Annotated in this window: 21 protein-coding genes; 11 read left to right on the forward strand and 10 right to left on the reverse strand. The window is 37.9% G+C overall.

Translation table 11 applies throughout. The features are described from left to right. Positions 1-27: 27 nt before the first annotated feature. The 5 genes from BLW74_RS14005 to BLW74_RS14025 form a co-directional block, all read right to left on the reverse strand. The gene (locus BLW74_RS14005; protein ID WP_089693163.1) at positions 28-936 is read right to left on the reverse strand and encodes a DUF6268 family outer membrane beta-barrel protein; all 909 of its coding nucleotides are present in this window, start codon (positions 934-936) and stop codon (positions 28-30) included. Between the two features lie 98 nt (positions 937-1,034). Then, complete coding sequence (locus BLW74_RS14010) at positions 1,035-2,255, reverse strand: multidrug effflux MFS transporter (protein WP_167358429.1); 1,221 nt, start codon at positions 2,253-2,255, stop codon at positions 1,035-1,037. A gap of 169 nt (positions 2,256-2,424) precedes the next feature. Beyond that, the gene (locus tag BLW74_RS14015; RefSeq protein ID WP_089693167.1) at positions 2,425-3,243 is read right to left on the reverse strand and encodes a helix-turn-helix domain-containing protein; all 819 of its coding nucleotides are present in this window, start codon (positions 3,241-3,243) and stop codon (positions 2,425-2,427) included. 89 nt (positions 3,244-3,332) lie between these two features. Beyond that, positions 3,333-4,385, reverse strand: a complete 1,053-nt coding sequence (thiL, locus tag BLW74_RS14020) for a thiamine-phosphate kinase (RefSeq protein WP_089693170.1) — start codon at positions 4,383-4,385, stop codon at positions 3,333-3,335. Between the two features lie 85 nt (positions 4,386-4,470). Beyond that, positions 4,471-4,965, reverse strand: a complete 495-nt coding sequence (locus BLW74_RS14025; protein ID WP_089693172.1) for an acyl-CoA thioesterase — start codon at positions 4,963-4,965, stop codon at positions 4,471-4,473. A 115-nt stretch (positions 4,966-5,080) separates the two neighbouring features. Between BLW74_RS14025 and BLW74_RS14030 the strand changes: the two genes are divergently transcribed. Genes BLW74_RS14030 through BLW74_RS14045 form a run of 4 tightly spaced genes read left to right on the forward strand, consistent with a single transcriptional unit; the run spans position 5,081 to position 8,295 of the window. Next, positions 5,081-6,283, forward strand: a complete 1,203-nt coding sequence (locus BLW74_RS14030; protein WP_089693174.1) for a BaiN/RdsA family NAD(P)/FAD-dependent oxidoreductase — start codon at positions 5,081-5,083, stop codon at positions 6,281-6,283. A 30-nt stretch (positions 6,284-6,313) separates the two neighbouring features. Then, the gene (locus BLW74_RS14035) at positions 6,314-6,733 is read left to right on the forward strand and encodes an energy transducer TonB (protein ID WP_089693176.1); all 420 of its coding nucleotides are present in this window, start codon (positions 6,314-6,316) and stop codon (positions 6,731-6,733) included. A 6-nt stretch (positions 6,734-6,739) separates the two neighbouring features. Further along, positions 6,740-7,378, forward strand: coding sequence for a DUF2306 domain-containing protein (locus BLW74_RS14040; RefSeq protein ID WP_089693178.1), 639 nt, complete (start codon positions 6,740-6,742; stop codon positions 7,376-7,378). Continuing rightward, positions 7,375-8,295 (forward strand): YARHG domain-containing protein, encoded by a 921-nt coding sequence (locus BLW74_RS14045; protein WP_089693180.1) that lies wholly within the window; start codon positions 7,375-7,377, stop codon positions 8,293-8,295. The genes BLW74_RS14040 and BLW74_RS14045 overlap by 4 nt, the downstream gene beginning before the upstream one ends. A gap of 17 nt (positions 8,296-8,312) precedes the next feature. On the opposite strand, the gene BLW74_RS14050 is transcribed toward BLW74_RS14045, so the two are convergent. The 3 genes from BLW74_RS14050 to BLW74_RS14060 all read right to left on the reverse strand — a co-directional run bounded on the left by BLW74_RS14050 (position 8,313) and on the right by BLW74_RS14060 (position 9,927). Further along, entirely contained in the window at positions 8,313-8,714 is a 402-nt protein-coding gene (locus BLW74_RS14050; RefSeq protein WP_089693182.1) for a ribosomal maturation YjgA family protein, read from the reverse strand. A 72-nt stretch (positions 8,715-8,786) separates the two neighbouring features. After that, positions 8,787-9,440 carry a thioredoxin family protein gene (locus BLW74_RS14055; protein WP_089693184.1) on the reverse strand — a complete coding sequence of 218 codons (654 nt, stop codon included), beginning with the start codon at positions 9,438-9,440 and terminating at the stop codon, positions 8,787-8,789. A gap of 10 nt (positions 9,441-9,450) precedes the next feature. Beyond that, positions 9,451-9,927, reverse strand: a complete 477-nt coding sequence (locus tag BLW74_RS14060) for a TlpA family protein disulfide reductase (protein WP_228424914.1) — start codon at positions 9,925-9,927, stop codon at positions 9,451-9,453. 148 nt (positions 9,928-10,075) lie between these two features. Between BLW74_RS14060 and BLW74_RS14065 the strand changes: the two genes are divergently transcribed. The 5 genes from BLW74_RS14065 to BLW74_RS22250 all read left to right on the forward strand — a co-directional run bounded on the left by BLW74_RS14065 (position 10,076) and on the right by BLW74_RS22250 (position 11,904). Further along, a complete protein-coding gene (locus tag BLW74_RS14065; RefSeq protein ID WP_089693188.1) occupies positions 10,076-10,918 on the forward strand; it encodes a hypothetical protein in 843 nt (280 codons plus the stop codon). Positions 10,919-11,031: 113 nt separating this feature from the next. Then, entirely contained in the window at positions 11,032-11,193 is a 162-nt protein-coding gene (locus BLW74_RS22455) for a hypothetical protein (protein ID WP_167358430.1), read from the forward strand. A 37-nt stretch (positions 11,194-11,230) separates the two neighbouring features. Beyond that, entirely contained in the window at positions 11,231-11,389 is a 159-nt protein-coding gene (locus BLW74_RS22460) for a hypothetical protein (protein ID WP_164723311.1), read from the forward strand. Positions 11,390-11,552: 163 nt separating this feature from the next. Next, positions 11,553-11,720 carry a hypothetical protein gene (locus BLW74_RS22465; RefSeq protein ID WP_167358431.1) on the forward strand — a complete coding sequence of 56 codons (168 nt, stop codon included), beginning with the start codon at positions 11,553-11,555 and terminating at the stop codon, positions 11,718-11,720. Positions 11,721-11,748: 28 nt separating this feature from the next. Further along, complete coding sequence (locus BLW74_RS22250; RefSeq protein ID WP_139265744.1) at positions 11,749-11,904, forward strand: bacteriocin; 156 nt, start codon at positions 11,749-11,751, stop codon at positions 11,902-11,904. A gap of 31 nt (positions 11,905-11,935) precedes the next feature. Here the strand turns inward: BLW74_RS22250 and mutS are convergent, their stop codons facing one another. After that, positions 11,936-14,527, reverse strand: a complete 2,592-nt coding sequence (gene mutS / locus BLW74_RS14070) for a DNA mismatch repair protein MutS (RefSeq protein ID WP_089693190.1) — start codon at positions 14,525-14,527, stop codon at positions 11,936-11,938. A 126-nt stretch (positions 14,528-14,653) separates the two neighbouring features. Between mutS and BLW74_RS14075 the strand changes: the two genes are divergently transcribed. Continuing rightward, the gene (locus tag BLW74_RS14075) at positions 14,654-15,184 is read left to right on the forward strand and encodes a GNAT family N-acetyltransferase (protein WP_089693193.1); all 531 of its coding nucleotides are present in this window, start codon (positions 14,654-14,656) and stop codon (positions 15,182-15,184) included. A 183-nt stretch (positions 15,185-15,367) separates the two neighbouring features. Here BLW74_RS14075 and BLW74_RS14080 read toward each other — a convergent pair whose 3' ends face one another. After that, a complete protein-coding gene (locus BLW74_RS14080) occupies positions 15,368-16,243 on the reverse strand; it encodes a cupin-like domain-containing protein (protein ID WP_089693195.1) in 876 nt (291 codons plus the stop codon). Positions 16,244-16,450: 207 nt separating this feature from the next. Between BLW74_RS14080 and BLW74_RS14085 the strand changes: the two genes are divergently transcribed. Beyond that, a complete protein-coding gene (locus BLW74_RS14085) occupies positions 16,451-17,329 on the forward strand; it encodes a bestrophin family protein (RefSeq protein ID WP_089693197.1) in 879 nt (292 codons plus the stop codon). The last annotated feature ends 9 nt before the right edge of the window (positions 17,330-17,338 follow it).

Below are 17,338 nucleotides of genomic sequence, written 5' to 3' on the forward strand. Positions count from 1 at the left end.
CATTATATCTCCAGCTGCAGGCGTTTTTTATGGAAGATTCCAGCGCAGGGATACTGCTGCATAAAATGTACTGGCAAATCTTGGGTCTGCTATTTTTTTGTCCTTGAAAATACTGCTGATTTTCCGGTCATTTTCACTGAAGCTTCTCAGAATTGCCGTTCCTCCTGTGAGGCGTAAAGTGAGCTTTTCGCTGATTTTCAGCTCCGGCCTGAGTCCCGCAGTGATCTGCTGATAGCCCAGAAGCATAGATTTACCGTTTATATTTCTCTCTACTGTCATTCCGTTGAGGTCTACAACAGCTTTTAAACTAAATTGATCTGAGAAAAGATATCCTGCCTCCATTCCTTCCGGAAAATTGATTTTAAATTTAATTTTTCCGTTTGTTTTCCAGTCAAAATAAATCCAGGGTAAAATCATCGGCGCGCCAAAAGCGGTTGTCAATACGGGGCCGGCTCCCAATGAAAGGTTAGGATTAAAATGTCTGATAAACAAAACTCCTCCCTGCCCCAGTACATCATCAAAATCTACTTTTTCAAGGTCAGTATACACCCCTACGGATGCTGTCATCATCATACTCCACTTTTTGCCTAAAGGTCTCATATGCTGTATTCCGGCCTGTGCATTCAGCATCTGATCGGGAAATAGCTGGGTTTCGTAATTTTTGTGTCTCATTTTTGCATAAGATCCGCTCAAAAGCACAGACCATGATCTTACTTTTCCGTCGATATCTTTTTTTACGGATAGCGGAATACTTAGATTCAGATCTACTCTTTTAAAATCACTTTTAGAATTGGTCTTTGTGCTGTCTTCAGGCCGGATGTAATTGGAAGCAGGAATATATTCGGTTTTAAGCTCAGCAGAGAGTCCGGACTGTGCATTCACCCAATATCCTAATGGCAAAATACAGCATAAAGCTGTCGAAAGGGTTCTTTTCATATTTTAAATTTGATGCAAAGAGAACCCTTTGACTATTTTTTACAAAAATTACTTGATTAAGTGTCCGGATTGTGTGACAACAGGATCAAATAAAAGGATTAGTTTCCGGATCGGGCTACTATTGAAGGTGCTACTTTGTGCGTTTTAAAAATACGGTACCCGAACCATACCGCTATTAAAGCCATTCCAGAACGTGTTACCACCATTGGAATAATAGAGTCTGCTTCCAGAAAACCTATTAATGCCGATATTAAAAAGGTTACCATCAGCTGCATAAAGCCTAATAAGGCAGCTGCAGTTCCTCTTCCTTCCTTAAACGGAGATAAAGCATGGGCTGACGTAATGGGAAACAATATACCAATAGCCAGTAATGAAAGATAGAGCATTGCAATTTCCAGCGCTACAGAAAGATTTTCTGCTGCAATCAGAATATGAAGTGTACATACGACCAACAAAACAATGGTAGCAGCAAATAAAAGCGTTGAATTGCTTATTCTTTTGATCAGTTTAGGCGTAATATAAGCCGCTGTTATCAAAGCCAGTGAGTTAAACGCAAATATAAAACTGAAGGTACTGCTTGAAAATCCATGGATCTCCATGAATAAAAACGGAGCATTCGAGATGTAAATAATCAAGGAGGCAAAAGCAATACTTCCAACCATCGTACTATTGATAAAATCTTTGTTGGAAATAATCATTTTCAGCTGATCTTTTAATCCTTTTTCATCCGGCATTTCATCATCGGAAAGATGGATTCGGGTATTGGTTTCCGGTACATATTTGTACACCATGAAAAAAGTGATCAGTCCCATGATACATAAAAAGGCAAAAGAACTGTTCCAGCCCCAGAATTTAAGAAATACACTTCCCAGTAACGGAGCCACGATTGGAGCAATACCGCTGATCTGTGACTGTTGTGAAAAGATAGTGACTGCTTTATGCTTATCATAAAGATCAATAATGATTGCCCTTCCGATAACAATTCCGGCACTTCCTCCAAATGCCTGCAGAAAACGCATAGCCCATAATACATAAATATCGGAGGTAAAATAAATGGCGGTTGCTCCTATGATAAAAAGCAAAAGTCCGCAGTATAACATAGGTTTTCTTCCTTTTTTATCAGATAAAGGCCCCCACAAAAGCTGCCCGAAAGCAAATCCTGCAAAAAATACAGAAATAGATACCTGGATATGCCCGATATCAGTATTAAAAATCTTCGCCATACTTGGGAAAGCGGGAAGATAAAGGTCTATACTTAGCGACTCTAACGTGTTGAGCAGTGCGAGAATAAACACTACTATGTTCAAATTCTTCTTCATAAATAACAATAAGCCTTCGCAGGCGTTTTTTCCAGCTGCAAAATTGCTGTAAAAAGTATGGTTTTTCAAGAAAAGAACTGAAGGAAGGATAGCACAAACTGAGGATTTCCTTATCTGATTGCGCTCAAATAATTTATTTAAATTGAAAATAAAAGGAACAATCTGAGGATTAACCTTTTCCAGGTCTGAATCCATCAGGGTTTTGCCGGGTATGTTTTTTAAAAAATCGTGAAAAATAAGATGCATCGCTAAAACCTAATTTAAAAGCGATTTCTTTTACGGTTAAGGCGCCAAAACTAAGCTCTCTTTTTGCTTCCAGAATAATTCTCTGGGCAATCATTTTTTTTACGGTTGTTCCTCTCAAAAGACGTACAATATCATTAAGATGATGACTGCTTATCTTCAATTGATCTGCATAGAAACCTGTTTCTTTATGCTCTATATAATGCTTTTCAATAAGCCCGATCAATTCCTGAATACGCTGGCGGTCATTCAATAAAGGTCCCTGAGGCATAATCTGTTCTCCAATAATGATACAAAACGCTTTCAGATAAGCCTTTAAGAGCTCTGTTCTTGCTTTTGTTTTATATTCCTGCTCCATCAATGTGATAATGGTACTGCAGGTTTTTTCATTTTGGGAATTTAAAAAAAAGGGAAGTTCTCCTCCTGTAAGTACGGATTCTATATTACAGGCTTCATTGAAAATTTCCCGGCTTATTGCCATGGCATATCCCTTCTCTCCTTCTAATTTCATATTGAATGCCTGTCCCGGCGCAATGATACAGATTTGGTTATTCTCAAGTTTATAGCTTTCAAAATCCAATTCTAATCGGCTGTTTTTATTCACTTCTCTAAACCAGATAATTTCAAAAAAATTATGCCTGTGAACATCATGAAAGTTCTCAGGGCCAGCATCACTCAGAGTACTCATCTGAAATTCTTCAGAAGTGAGATGGTGAACCGGGATTTCTTTTTCTGGTGTAATCATCAATACATTATTTAGCTATAAACAAAAACCACAGCAAAAAAAGTGCTGCGGTTTTCTTACAATATTTAAAATTAAATATAATTTTTGATTTATTGGCTTAAAAAAGCATCCCAACCCTGAGCGGTAAGCGCTACCAGCTGGTTTGATCCTCTTGCTACCATAAAGTTTCCTTCTTCTTTTTCTACTGCATGTCCTATGATAGTAAAGTCCGGATGATTCTTAATCTTATCAAAATCAGCTGGTGAAATGGTGAACAGCAATTCATAGTCTTCACCACCGCTTAAAGCGGTCATTACAGGATTCAGGTTCATTTCATCTGCCGTAGATATGGTAAGATTATCCAACGGAATTTTCTCTTCATATAATCTGAATCCAACTTTTGACTGATCTGAAAGGTGAAGGATTTCGGACGCGAGACCGTCTGAAATATCAATCATAGAAGTTGGTTTGATGTCCAGTTCTTCCAGAATCTTCTTTACGTCTGTTCTTGCTTCGGGCTTCAGCTGCCTTTCCAGAATATAATCATAGCCTTCCATTTCAGGCTGCATATCAGGATTGGCAAGATAAACGGCATGCTCTCTTTCAAGAATCTGTAATCCCATGTATGCTCCCCCCAAGTCTCCTGTTACCACAAGAAGGTCATTGGGTTTTGTTCCGCTCCTTTTTACAATGTTTTCTTCATTTTCAATCCCTACCGCTGTAATACTCATTACAAGTCCTGAGTTAGAGCTTGTAGTATCTCCTCCTATTAAATCGACTTTGTATCTGGCACACGCTGCCTGAATTCCGGAATAGATCTCTTCCAAAGCTTCCACCGGAAAACGGTTGGATACTGCTAGGGAAACCAGAATCTGTGTAGGTGTAGCATTCATTGCGGCAATATCGCTTAGGTTTACCACCACTGCTTTATATCCTAAATGCTTTAAAGGAACATACCCTAAATTAAAATGTACTCCTTCCGCCAGTACATCTGTTGTAAGCACTACTTTTTTATTATCTGGGTTTATAACCGCTGCATCATCTCCTACTCCAAGCTCCGAAGATTCATTGGACAGCGGAAAATATTCTGTCAGATGTTTAATAAGTCCGAATTCTCCTAATTTTGAGATGGGTGTCAGCTCCTGTGATTTATCTTCAAACATAAATTTCTGTTTATAAGTGATCTTTAACAAATGATAATTGATCAGGAATATAGAATTCCATCATTGACCAGCTATCATTCATCATTTATATAGTAATCTCTGCCGGGTCAATATTGTGTGGGTGGAAAGGAAACTTCTTAAAATCTTCTTTCGATAATACAACCGTCTCCGGGCTTTTATACTTATTCATGGCTTCCACTACATCGTCTGGTGGAGTGGTCATTTTTCTCAGCATCATGTCAATCCATACCCCTGTTGCTTCAGCAGTGGCACAGTGCATTCCGTCCGGAGTATAGAATTTGTGTACAAACCGGTAAATGGAAGAGTCTTCTGCACATCCGTCTATCTCTACACTTACAATTACAACCTGATCTGCATAAATTTCTTTGAAGAAAGAATATCTTTCATGCAGGATTACCGGGCCTATTCCCCATCTGCTCAGCTGGGTAACCCCCATTTTCTCTTTTGTCATGAAAGCCATTCTGGCTTGTGCACAATATTGTACATATGATGAATTGGCTAAGTGTTTGTTGGCATCAAGATCGCTCCATCGCACTTCAAATTTATGGTAGAAAATCATTTTGAAAATCGTTTTTGGGTATTATAAAATAATAATCTTCAAAAATACTCAAATAAGATGGTTTATAAAAATTGTACTTTTGAAAAAATAATCTTCCGCATAGGATTACATATACATGAAACAGATCATTATTATCGGAGGCGGTGCTGCAGGCTTTTTCTGTGCATCCAATCTTGACGAAAAGAAATATACAATTACGATTTTAGAACAGAATTCTGATGTCCTTCAGAAAGTTAAAATTTCCGGCGGCGGACGTTGTAATGTAACCCACGCATGCTTTGATCCAAGAGAACTGGTTCAGTTTTATCCCCGTGGAAACAAAGAACTTTTAAGTGTTTTCAGCAAGTTTCAGCCTGGTGATACAATGGAATGGTTTGAGCAACGTAATGTTCCGCTCAAAATTGAAAATGATAACCGAGCTTTCCCTGAAAGCAACTCTTCCCAGACCATCATCAATACTTTTCTGAATGAAACTCAAAAGAAAAATGTTGCTGTACAAACAAAATGTACAGTAAAAGAGATTGAAAAACAGGGTGAAAAGTATATCATAAAAACCAATTCCGGAGATTTTGAGGCAGATTATGTGGTATATACTACGGGAAGCTCTCCAAAATCGCTGAAAATTATCGAAAATCTGGGCCATAAGATTGTAGATCTTGTCCCTTCTCTTTTCACATTCAATATTAAAGATGAGCTGCTGAAAGACCTTCCGGGAACAAGCTTTGAAAATGCCGGGATTTCAATACCAAAGCTCAAGACTGAAGAAAGCGGACCATTGCTGATTACACACTGGGGACTTTCCGGGCCGGCGGTGCTGAAAATTTCGGCATGGGAAGCGATAAGTCTCGCAAAGCTTAAATACAATTTTGAAATTGAGGTTAATTTCATTTCCATAGAAAAAGACGAAGCAGAAGACATTTTTAATACCTTTAAACAAGCCCACCCTAAAAAGACCATCGGACAGTCCAAAATATTTGATATTACGAACAGATTCTGGCAGAAGATCTTAGACATTTCAAAAGTCGACCTCAACAAACAGGTTGCGAATATTTCAGGAAAAGAAATACAGAAAATTCTGGAAAATCTTTGTCAAAAAAAGTTTCAGGTATCGGGAAAATCTACTTTTAAAGACGAATTTGTAACAGCCGGAGGCGTTGATTTAAAGGAAATTAACTTTAAAAACATGACTTCAAAATTACTTCCTAATTTCTATATTGCCGGAGAAGTTCTCAATATAGATGCCGTAACGGGAGGTTTCAATTTCCAGGCATGCTGGAGTGAAGGATGGCTGATTGCACAGGACCTCAATACCCTGTAAAAAAACACTACTTTTAATAAAAACTAAAACATGAAAAAAATAGCAGCATTCATTCTATGTCTTGGATTTGGGCTCACACCTTCTCAGGTAAAGGAAACTGAAATTATACCGGCTAAAGATCAGTCTGAAGAGCATGTTTTGTCGAAAGACTCAAAATCTGCAGAATATCCTGGAGGATGGATGGCACTTCGAAAAGATATTGCTGACAGAATAAGGACGAAAAAAATAAATATGGGAGGAATAGAAGGAACAATAACAGCGAGAGCAAAGTTTATAGTTAATATTAAAGGTAAAATAGAAGACATCACAGTAACCGGTGATAATGCCGACTTCAATAAAGAAATAGAAAGAGCTATAAAATCTCTGAAAGCCAAATGGAAACCAGCAGAATCCAAGGGTCGTATTGCCCGTAGCTATTATACTTTTCCTCTTACGATAAAACTTGATTAACAGCCGATGCTCTCTGCCAAAAGAAATACTGCCTTTTTCTTTAAAATCCTTTTGATTTTAGGATTTGGATATTTCTTTTGGCTGATGCTGAAGATCACTTTAGAATATATACCTTTTAATCCTGAGGTTAGTTTCCTGATGATCAAACAGACGGAAGTGTCAGAAAGACCGGAATATCTTCCGTTTTTTTATACTCATGTTTATACAAGCATTTTTGTACTCCTTTCAGGGTTTCTTTCTTTAGTCAGAAAGGATTTCGGGCTCAACAATTTCCATCGGAATATGGGAAAAGTATATATTTTTCTCATTCTGATCTGTGCTGCCCCTTCCGGAATTTATATGGGAGTATTTGCCAACGGAGGTATCTTATCAAAGATTTCTTTTGTTATTTTAGGCTTTTTATGGTGGTTTTCAACGTGGAAAGCGTATCAGCTGGCAAGACAGAGAAGGTTTAAAGAACACAAGCAGTGGATGTGGCGGAGCTTTGCTTTCACTTTATCTGCCATTACCCTGAGAATGTGGAAAGTAATTATTGTATATTTATTTCATCCCAACCCTATGGAGGTGTATCAGATCATTGCATGGCTGGGCTGGATTCCCAACATCCTTATTATTGAATATTTAATCACAAAAAAACATCTATGAAAATTGTAAATTACACCTTGATTTCTTTGATCGCAGTTTCTGTGTTAAGCTGCAAAAAAGACGGAAAGATCAATGAATCCAGAAAAGATTCTCTGGTTGCAAAAAAAGACTCCGTTGCGGTACCTGAGGTTCATCAGGAATACTACGGGATTTATACCGGTGAATTTGCCGGCATGGAAAAAGTGGTCGACCAGACAGACGGCTCTGAATATGACGTGAACAACTATAAAAGAATTTCTTTAAAGATCAACAGAATCACCAAAGACAGCGTCTACGGGCAAAGTATTGTGAACGGCAATCAGCGTCCGTTCAGAGGGATTTTCAATGAAGCGGCAGCGTCTTTTGTTCTGGATGAACCCGGCAATGATAAAACAGACGGAAGATTTGAAGTTAAACTGAAAGGTGACAGCTTAACCGGAAAATGGAATGCTTTTGATAAAACAAGCGTTAAAGCTCCTTCAAAAACACTTAAATTGACTAAAAAAGAGTTTGTTTATAACCCTAATTTTATGCTGGATAAAGACTCTGATCTGGTGGACTGGTCTAACCCTAAAGAGTTTACTGAAAAATATACAGATGAAGAAACCGGAAAAACAGAAAGCTATAAAACCTCTAAAAACCGCATCGCTTCAGAAGCGATATTCAAACTGAATGCATCCAAACAAAAACTGACGGAAAAGGATCTTAAAAATTTAAGAAAGCTGGATCTTGAAATCATCAAAAACTCTGTATTTGCAAGACACGGATATTTGTTTAAAAAAGAAACCTACAGAAACTTCTTTGAGCAGACAGACTGGTATATCCCGGTTTCCAGCAATGTAGATCATGATCTTTCGCCTCTGGAAAAAGAAAACGTGGCTTTACTGAACCGTTTTACCAAATACGCTGAAGATAAATATGACAGTTTTGGAAGATAGGTGTGAGGTTGCAGGGATTAGGCATTAGGAGTCGAGGTTAGCCCATCATTGTTTGTCATCTTTACGAAAATATAAAGCAGCAGACAGCCTACCGCATAACAAAGGTTATCAATCCATGAAAAAGAATTTCCAATAACAATATACATAAGGCTTCCTTTCTGGAAGCCTAGCTTTTCTGCGATATTGAAATACTGGGCAAACTCTATCAGAAATGAAAAAATAAGAATTCCCAGAATCAGTTTCTCATTATTTACTTTTATAAAGCTTTTCACAAAAGTATACAGAAGCATCACTACAATGACATCTCCGAGATACGCTCTCACAAAGAAAATATGACTGAGTTTGGTGGCGATTAATACTTCCACAAGAAAAATAAAAAGGGTCAGAAGAAGGTACTTCAGGCTGAACTGGAATTTCATTTCAAATTTGAGTTTAGGTATAAAAAATCGGTGCTCTGAGAACACCGATTTTATTTTTATACAGCAAATATATTATTTCTTTATTTTGATTGTACATCCGATGGCTACGGTTTTTGTCATTTTTACCGGCTCTTCTTTTATCAGGGCATTTACAGCATCCTGAGCATAATGTTCTGACACGTCGTTCGGGTTATCATAATTATTGTCGATGGCACCAATATATTTTACAATGTTCTTTCCACTTTCTTTTTTCAGTACAAAAACATGAGGCGTTTTTGTTGCCCCGTACAGAGGATATATTTTCTGTCCCTCGTCTACCAGGTACGGAAAAGTAAATCCTTTCTGCTTCGCTCTTTCGATCATCTGCTGATAACCATCTTCCGGCTGTACATCAGGATCATTCGGGTTGATAGCAATTACCGGATATCCCTTGGATTTGTATTTCTTATCCAGCTCTATAATCCTGTCTTCGTATTTCTTTGCATAGGGACAATGGTTGCAGGTAAATACCACAATAAATCCTTTTGCACTTTTGAAATCACTCAGGGAAACCATTTTACCGTCAATGTTTTTAAGCTTGAAATCGGCAGCTTCATCTCCTACTTCATAACCTTTCGCAGCAGTATTTTCTTTCGGGTTGATGCCTTTATCATGATCTGTTGTTGTAAAACTCAATAAGCCCAGCGCAACAACGAATGCTGTCATTAAAATTTTCAGGTTTTTCATAATCAGTTATTTATTGTAGATTTTCTTTAATTGTTTTTTTTAAGTCTTCTTTACTCATTTCACCATCATTAAAATAAAATTTTGTGCCGTTTTTATAGAACAGCGTTACGGGAATATTACCATCCCAGTCTTGATCAAACCTTGGAATCCAGGTATTCATTCTTTTGATATCATCCAGCAAAATGACCTCAGCCGTAAGATTTTTGTTTTTAATGAATTTCAAAACTCTTTCTTTATCTGCCAGCCTGTCTAACGAGATTAAAATCATCTTATACTTCTGATTGTCCGAATATTCAGCATTCACCTCCATAAAATGCGGAAGCTCTTTGACACATGGGGCACATGTTGTAGACCAGAAATTGATAACAAGCAGTTTATCCTTTTCCTGCTGAATCCGCTTCTCAAGATCCTCATATTTGATGACAGAAACATCAGATTGCTGGGCCTTAAAAACCGTACAAAACAGGAATATAAAAAATATGTGCATTGAATTTTTCATACCAAAAATATATAATAAGCTACAATTCAACAATATACAAAATAAAACTTTTCTACTGTCTAAATTATTTACAAATGAACAATTTATTTTATCATCAATTCATTTTTTTGATATTTTTACTGCCTTAAATTAAACCATGAAAAAATCTTTTTTACTTCTGCCAGTTTTCTTTCTGGCATCCTGCTCCAGCAGTGATGATACAGCATCACCCAGCAATAATGAAAATAACAATTCCAGCGGTCCTGTCCTGGTGACGAAAATGGTTTCAGACGGAGACACTTCAACGTTTACTTACAGCGGATCAAAAATTGCTCAGATTAAGAATATCAGTACTGGAGAGGTTACGCTCTTCGGCTATTCAGGAGATCTGATTACTCAACAGGTAACAACCGGGGCAGGCATCAGCTATAAAACAACCTATAACTATGACGGAAACAGCAGATTGAGCAAAAAAGTTTACACGGAGACCAATCTTGTTTCCGGTGGTAGTTCTACAGTAGAATCCAATTATGCCTATCTTTCAAGCAACAGCGTAAAAATTACCTATACTGCCAACTTCACGGGATCTTCAGCCGTAAGAACCGGCACTAAAACAGCGACATTAAACGCAGACGGCTCTCTGAGCAGCTGGACCGAAACAGCATCCGTACCTAACAATACAGGAGGATTTCATAGTGCCACCGGCTCTCTTCAGCCTATTGTATACGATACAAAGAATACCCCTTTTAAAAACATTACCGGATTTTTAAAAATTATTGATACAGAAGACGAAAACGGTTCTACGCACAATATCTTAAGTTATAATAATTTCCTTAATTATAATAACGGAACGGGAGGTGCCGAATGGGGAATATTTAAGTCTACTTACGAATACAATGACAGTGGTTACCCAACGAAAAATGTAAGAACCTATTATAATAAAACAGGAAGCGGCATTACAAACAGTGAACTTACTACCTACGAATACAATCATTTATAATCCAAGAGAGCCGCTAAGGCTCTTTTTTTGGCAGATGTGTTAATTTTTTCACAACCAGTAGAATTATACAAATCATTTTTATATATTTGAATTGAATCAAAACTAAAAATACCATGAAAAATTCAACCACTCCCAAGAGAAAACTTTCCAACAGTGAATTAAAAGAAATTAACGGCGGAGCTCTTCCTCCGAGATGCCTTCGCGGATTCTGTACGCTTCCTGATTCAGGAGAAATGGTTCCTGGTCTTGTAGGGAAAGACGGATTCTGCTGTTAATCAAACTAAAACAATAACCAAATTAAATTAATTGATCATGAAAAAATCAACGATCCAAAAAAGAAAATTAACGAAAAGCGAACTGAAAGAAATTAACGGAGGCAACGGTCCTGTTGTATGTCCGGAAGGACTTTGTGACAGAGGCGACGGTGAGTTTGTCATCGGGCCGGTAGGAAGAAACGGATTCTGCTGTTAACAGCAGAAAAGCTTTGTTAGATAATAATGGATTGAGGTTTCCCCTCAATCTTTTTTTATGCAATAAAAATTCCCAAGCAAAAAAAAAGTTAACAATTTGAATCACAATATTTTGTACGTAATAAAATAACTTGTAAATTAGCTTTTACCAAATTAAAATTATTATGAAAAATTTAAAAAATCAGAAAAGAAAACTGAACAAAGCTGAACTTAAAGAGATCAGCGGAGGTGCTAACAGACCGATCTGCCCAAGAGTAATAAGCTGTACAGATCCTAATACCGGAGAAGAACAGTATGGAGTTCCGGGAATGCAGGATGGATTTTGCTGCTAACCGAGTTATAACTTTTAAATAACGGAATATGCAAAATTCGGACATTAAGAAAAGAAAACTCACCAAGAATGAGCTAAAAGAAATTAACGGTGGGGCAGCGTGTGCAGAGGGTTTATGCAAACTGAGAGGAGTAAGCCATTTCCTCATCATAGGCCCAAGAGGTAAGGACGGCTATTGCTGTTAGTCCTCCTTTATGACAAAAAAAAATGATTGGACTACCCTCCAATCATTTTTTTTATCGCATTCAGCTTCATTAAAGCTTCTATGGGTGTTAAAGTATTAATATCTATTTTCGTGAGCTCTTCACGGATATTCTCCAGCACAGGATCATCCAGCTGAAAGAATGAAAGCTGCATATTTTCCTCAGTCACTCTTTTGATATTCTCAGAAGTACTTCCTCCACTCTGTGTTCTGCTGGATTCAAGAGTTTTAAGAATCTCGTTTGCCCTGTTAACCACTTTAGCAGGCATACCTGCCAGTTTTGCCACATGGATACCAAAGCTGTGCTCACTTCCTCCGGGCACCAGTTTTCTGAGGAAAATAATATTTCCTTTGTTTTCCTGAATAGAAACATGGAAGTTTTTTACCCTTTCAAAGTTCACAGTCATTTCATTCAGCTCATGATAATGGGTTGCAAATAGCGTCTTTGCCTGTGAAGGGTGCTGATGAAGATACTCTGCAATAGCCCATGCAATGGAAACTCCGTCATAAGTGGAGGTTCCACGGCCTATTTCGTCCAGTAAAATCAGGCTTCGCTCTGAAATATTGTTCAGAATGTTTGCTGCCTCGTTCATTTCTACCATGAACGTAGATTCTCCTGCAGAAATATTATCGGTAGCTCCTACCCTTGTAAAGATCTTATCCAGCAATCCGATTTCAGCATGTTTGGCAGGTACAAAACTTCCGATCTGAGCCAAAAGGCACACAATAGCGGTCTGACGCAAAATTGCTGATTTACCGGCCATGTTGGGTCCTGTTACCATGATAATCTGCTGAGAATCTTTATCCAGAAAGATATCATTCGGGATATATTTTTCGCCTAACGGAAGGGCATTTTCAATAATCGGATGTCTGGCTTCTTTTAGATCAATAGCGTAGCCGTTATTCAAAACAGGTTTTGTATAGCTTTCAGAAACAGCCAGCTCAGACAATCCGGAAGCTACATCAAGCTGAGCGATAATATGAGAATTTCCCTGAATCTGATCAATATAAACCATGGTTTCTGTGCATACATTTCTGTACAGTGACGTTTCCAGAACGCCAATTTTTTCCTCGGCTCCAAGAATCTGGTTTTCATATTCCTTCAGCTCTTCGGTAATGTACCTTTCGGCATTCACTAAGGTCTGCTTTCTTACCCAGTCATCAGGAACTTTGTCTTTATGGGTATTTCGAACTTCAATATAATATCCGAATACGTTGTTAAAATCAATTTTAAGGCTGGTAATTCCTGTTCGCTCAATTTCTCTCTGACACATTTCATCCAGAAAACCTCGTCCTTTGCTCTGGAGGTTTCTCAACCTGTCAAGCTCTTCAGAGATCCCTTCCTTAATGATATTTCCTTTCGCAATACTTACCGGGAGTTCTTCATTAAGATGATTCTGCAAAAATTGAATCAGCTCTTCCAGATCAAATAAGGGCTCTAACCAAGCCATCACACCTGCATGAGGACGCAGTAATAATTTGATCTTGTGAATATTAATCAAACTCTGCCGAAGATACCCCAGTTCTTTAGGTGAGATTTTTTCAGCGGCTAGTTTTCCCATTAATCTGTCCAGATCAGAAATAGATTTCAGAAGCTGGCAGATTTCGTATTTAAGAGCATCATTTTCGTTTAAGAAGTCAATCAGAGAAAGTCTTCTCATGATTTCATCTACTGATTTTAAAGGAAGAATAATTCTTCTTCTCAAAAGTCTTCCTCCCATAGGAGTAGACGTTTTATCAATAATATCCAGCAGTGACTTTCCCTGCGGATTGCTCGGGTACACAATTTCCAGATTTCTCAGGGTAAAATTATCCATCATCAGATAATCTTCCTGCGGAATGATCTGCAGTTTTGTAATATGGGCAAGCAGGTTATGATGGGTGTCTTCTACCAGATACGCAAAAATAGCTCCCGCTGCTGTAATGGCCAGCGAAAGACTTTCAACTCCAAAACCTTTTAATGAATTGGTTTTAAAATGATTTGTTAACTTTTCGTAGGCAAAATTATATTGAAATGCCCAGTCTTCAAGCTTAAAGGCATTTTTATTCTTGATCTGCTCCGGAATCTGTGTGCTTCTCTGGAAAATAATCTCGCTGGGGTCAAAAGTATTCACAATGTGCAGGAGCTTTTCAAGATTACCTTCACTTACCAGAAACTCTCCCGTAGAGATATCTACCAAAGCGATCCCGTATTTCTCTTTTTCTTTGTGCAGTGAAAGAAGGAAGTTGTTCTTTTTCGAATTTAAAACCTGATCATTAAAGGTAACACCCGGAGTAACCAATTCAGTCACACCCCGTTTTACAATTCCTTTCACCATTTTAGGATCCTCCAGCTGATCACAGATTGCAACCCTCATTCCTGCTCTTACCAGTTTTGGAAGATAGGAGTCTATTGAATGGTGCGGAAATCCTGCAAGCTCTACACTGCCTTCTCCATTATTTCTTTTGGTAAGGACAATTCCTAAGATTTGGGATGTTTTCACGGCATCCTGCCCAAAAGTTTCATAAAAATCCCCTACTCTGAAAAGTAAAAGCGCATCAGGATATTTACCCTTGATGGTGTTGTACTGAGTCATTAGCGGGGTTTCCTTCTTCGTTTTTGCCATAGTAAAAAATGAGCCCCAAATTTAGAAAAATAAATTCAGGAGAAGAGAATTGTTTGAGGGTTAATGTTCTATGTTTTTCTTTATCAGTAATTAATCGTATTTTTCACCCATCAAATCACATTATTCATGGAATTTCCCGTTTTAGAGACTGAACGACTTATTTTACGTCAGCTTACTTTTAATGATACCCACGACCTTTTCGAGTATTTTTCCCTGGATGAAGTGATGGAATACTATGACCTGGATACTTTCAAAACAGAAGAAGATTCCCGGCGTATTATCCATCATTTCAACAATGAATTCGAGAAAGGAAAAGGCTTCAGATGGGCTCTGGAACTGAAATCCAGCGGGAAAGTTATTGGTACCTGTGGTTATCATAACTGGTACCGGGAGCATTTCAGGGCAGAAATCGGCTACGAACTCAATCCCAAATTCTGGCAGCAGTCTTATATGAAAGAAGCCATTCTTCCTATTCTTACCTATGGATTTGAAGCAATGAGGCTTCACCGTGTGGATGCTTTCATAGATCCTTCCAATATTTCTTCCGAAAGACTGTTATCTTCTCTAAATTTCAGCAAAGAAGGAACATTAAAAGATTATTTTTTTGAAAAAGGAAAATTTGTAGATGCAACGATCTTCGGGCTTATCAATAAATAAATTAGTCCCAATTTAACGCGAAGAAGCAAAGAGAACTGATTTTTATTATTTTTTTGTTCGCAAAGGCATTTCATTTAGCAATTAAAGTACTTTCCTCTTTGAGTGAAACGCCTTTGCGAACCATTATCAGCATATAACCCTGAGCCTTGCTTTCAATGCGTTCAATTGTCAAAAGTATACCATTTATTTTTCTGAAAGGTGCTTTTCCAAAGCCTCGGTACTTTTCTTGTATGCCCATTTCTGCTTATAATTGATCCATTTTGCTTTGAAAAGTTTACGCATCAGTTTATCTGTGTATCTCATAATGAAAACGTGATACAGCATGTTGGCAAAAACATTAGGTTTATTGGGTAGCGCTCTCAATGAAAGAGAAAAGCCCGGCTCCAGATACCTGTTAAAATGCCAGAAAGCCCCCGGAATAAAGAGCGCATCACCATGTTCCATAAAAATTTCATAGCCTTTAGCATATTTCAGCGCCGGAAACTTTTCGTAATCAGGATTTTCATAATCTATCTCGTAAACGGTGTGAACAGATAAAGGCACTTTATACAAAAACGGAGATTGCTTCTGATCAAACAACAGAATTCTTTTCTTTCCTTCGAAATGGATATGCATAAAATCTCCCAGATCCACATCATAATGCATTAAAACATGGGCTTCACTGCCTCCAAAGAATAAGGTTGGCAGCCTTTTAAAGAATTTTATACCCAGATCTGGATAAGTAAAGTTTTTCAGCAGCTCCGGAAGCCTGTCTGTAATGATATAGAAAAAGATCCGCAGATCAGACGGCCTGCTTTTAATGGTATCAATATACTCTTTCATTTTCATGTGAGTAACCGGTGCATCAGAGCTTTTCTTGGCATCTGCCGGTTTATTGTCATACAACGGAACATCCTGATCTCCCGCTTTTTCACGGATGTAAGCAAGATTCCATTTCTCAAAGGCATCCCATCTGCTGGCAAAATTCTTAATTAAAAGGGGTTTTTGCTTTTTAAAATAATTGTTCTGAAAATCTTCTTTACTGATATCATTTACAATATCTACGTTTTTGAGGATCATGTACTTTGTATTTAATGCGAAATAAAAATAGTGTTTTTCTGAAACCTGAGAAAATTAAGATTAAAAGGCCGGGAGCGATGCCACGGGTTAAGTGATCTTCCCACCTCTTCTTTGGCTTCAATAACTTTCCGCTTACTGCTCCGGACTTCCTTACTTTATTAGCAGAGATCAGATGAAAAATTTATATTTGTAGGAATAAGTGAGTTTATGAGAGTCTACAACACCAAACATTTCATTAAAATTCTTTTCAGTTTACATAAGAGCGATACCTTAAAAATTCTTTTTCCGAGTATGATTCTTGTGGGGCTGTACTCGTGGGGAATTCAGTATCTGGAAGTGGAATATCTGCACCTTACCACCAAGTCGGGAGTCAGTAATGTAGGGATGATTCACTCTCTGTTGGGTTTTGTGCTGTCCTTATTGCTGGTTTTCAGAACCAATACCGCTTATGACAGATGGTGGGAAGGACGAAAGCTGTGGGGAAAACTGGTCAATGACACCCGAAATTTTGCCATAAAAATCAATACGATTCTTGGTGACAACCGTCAGGATATTGAGCAGATTGCCAGGTATTTAAAATTTTTTCCTCACTTTCTGGCCAAACACCTTTCTAAGGAATCTACCAGACTGGCTTTGGATGAGGATTATTCTGAAATTGAAAGTTCATTGAAAAATCATGGTCCCAGCGAAATGATTATCCTGCTGAGCCATAAACTGAATCAATTAAAAAAAGAAGGAAAAGTTTCAGAGGTTGAAATGCTGTATTTAGACACGCAGCTTTCCGGGTTTCTGGATGTATGCGGTGGCTGCGAAAGAATTAAAAACACTCCTATTCCCTATTCCTATTCTTCCTTTATCAAGAAGTTTATCATTCTGTATGTCTTCGCGCTTCCTATTGCCTATGTCATTACGATAGGCCTTTTTATGATTCCGCTTACGGTTTTTGTTTATTATGTACTGATGAGTCTTGAACTTATTGCAGAGGAAATTGAAGATCCGTTCAATAATGATGAAAATGATATTCCCATGGAAACATTGGCTCAGAATATTGAGAAGAACGTTCACCAGATAATGATCAGAAAATAAAAAATCAAG

Source organism: Chryseobacterium culicis, assembly GCF_900108365.1.
Classification (GTDB): domain Bacteria; phylum Bacteroidota; class Bacteroidia; order Flavobacteriales; family Weeksellaceae; genus Chryseobacterium; species Chryseobacterium culicis.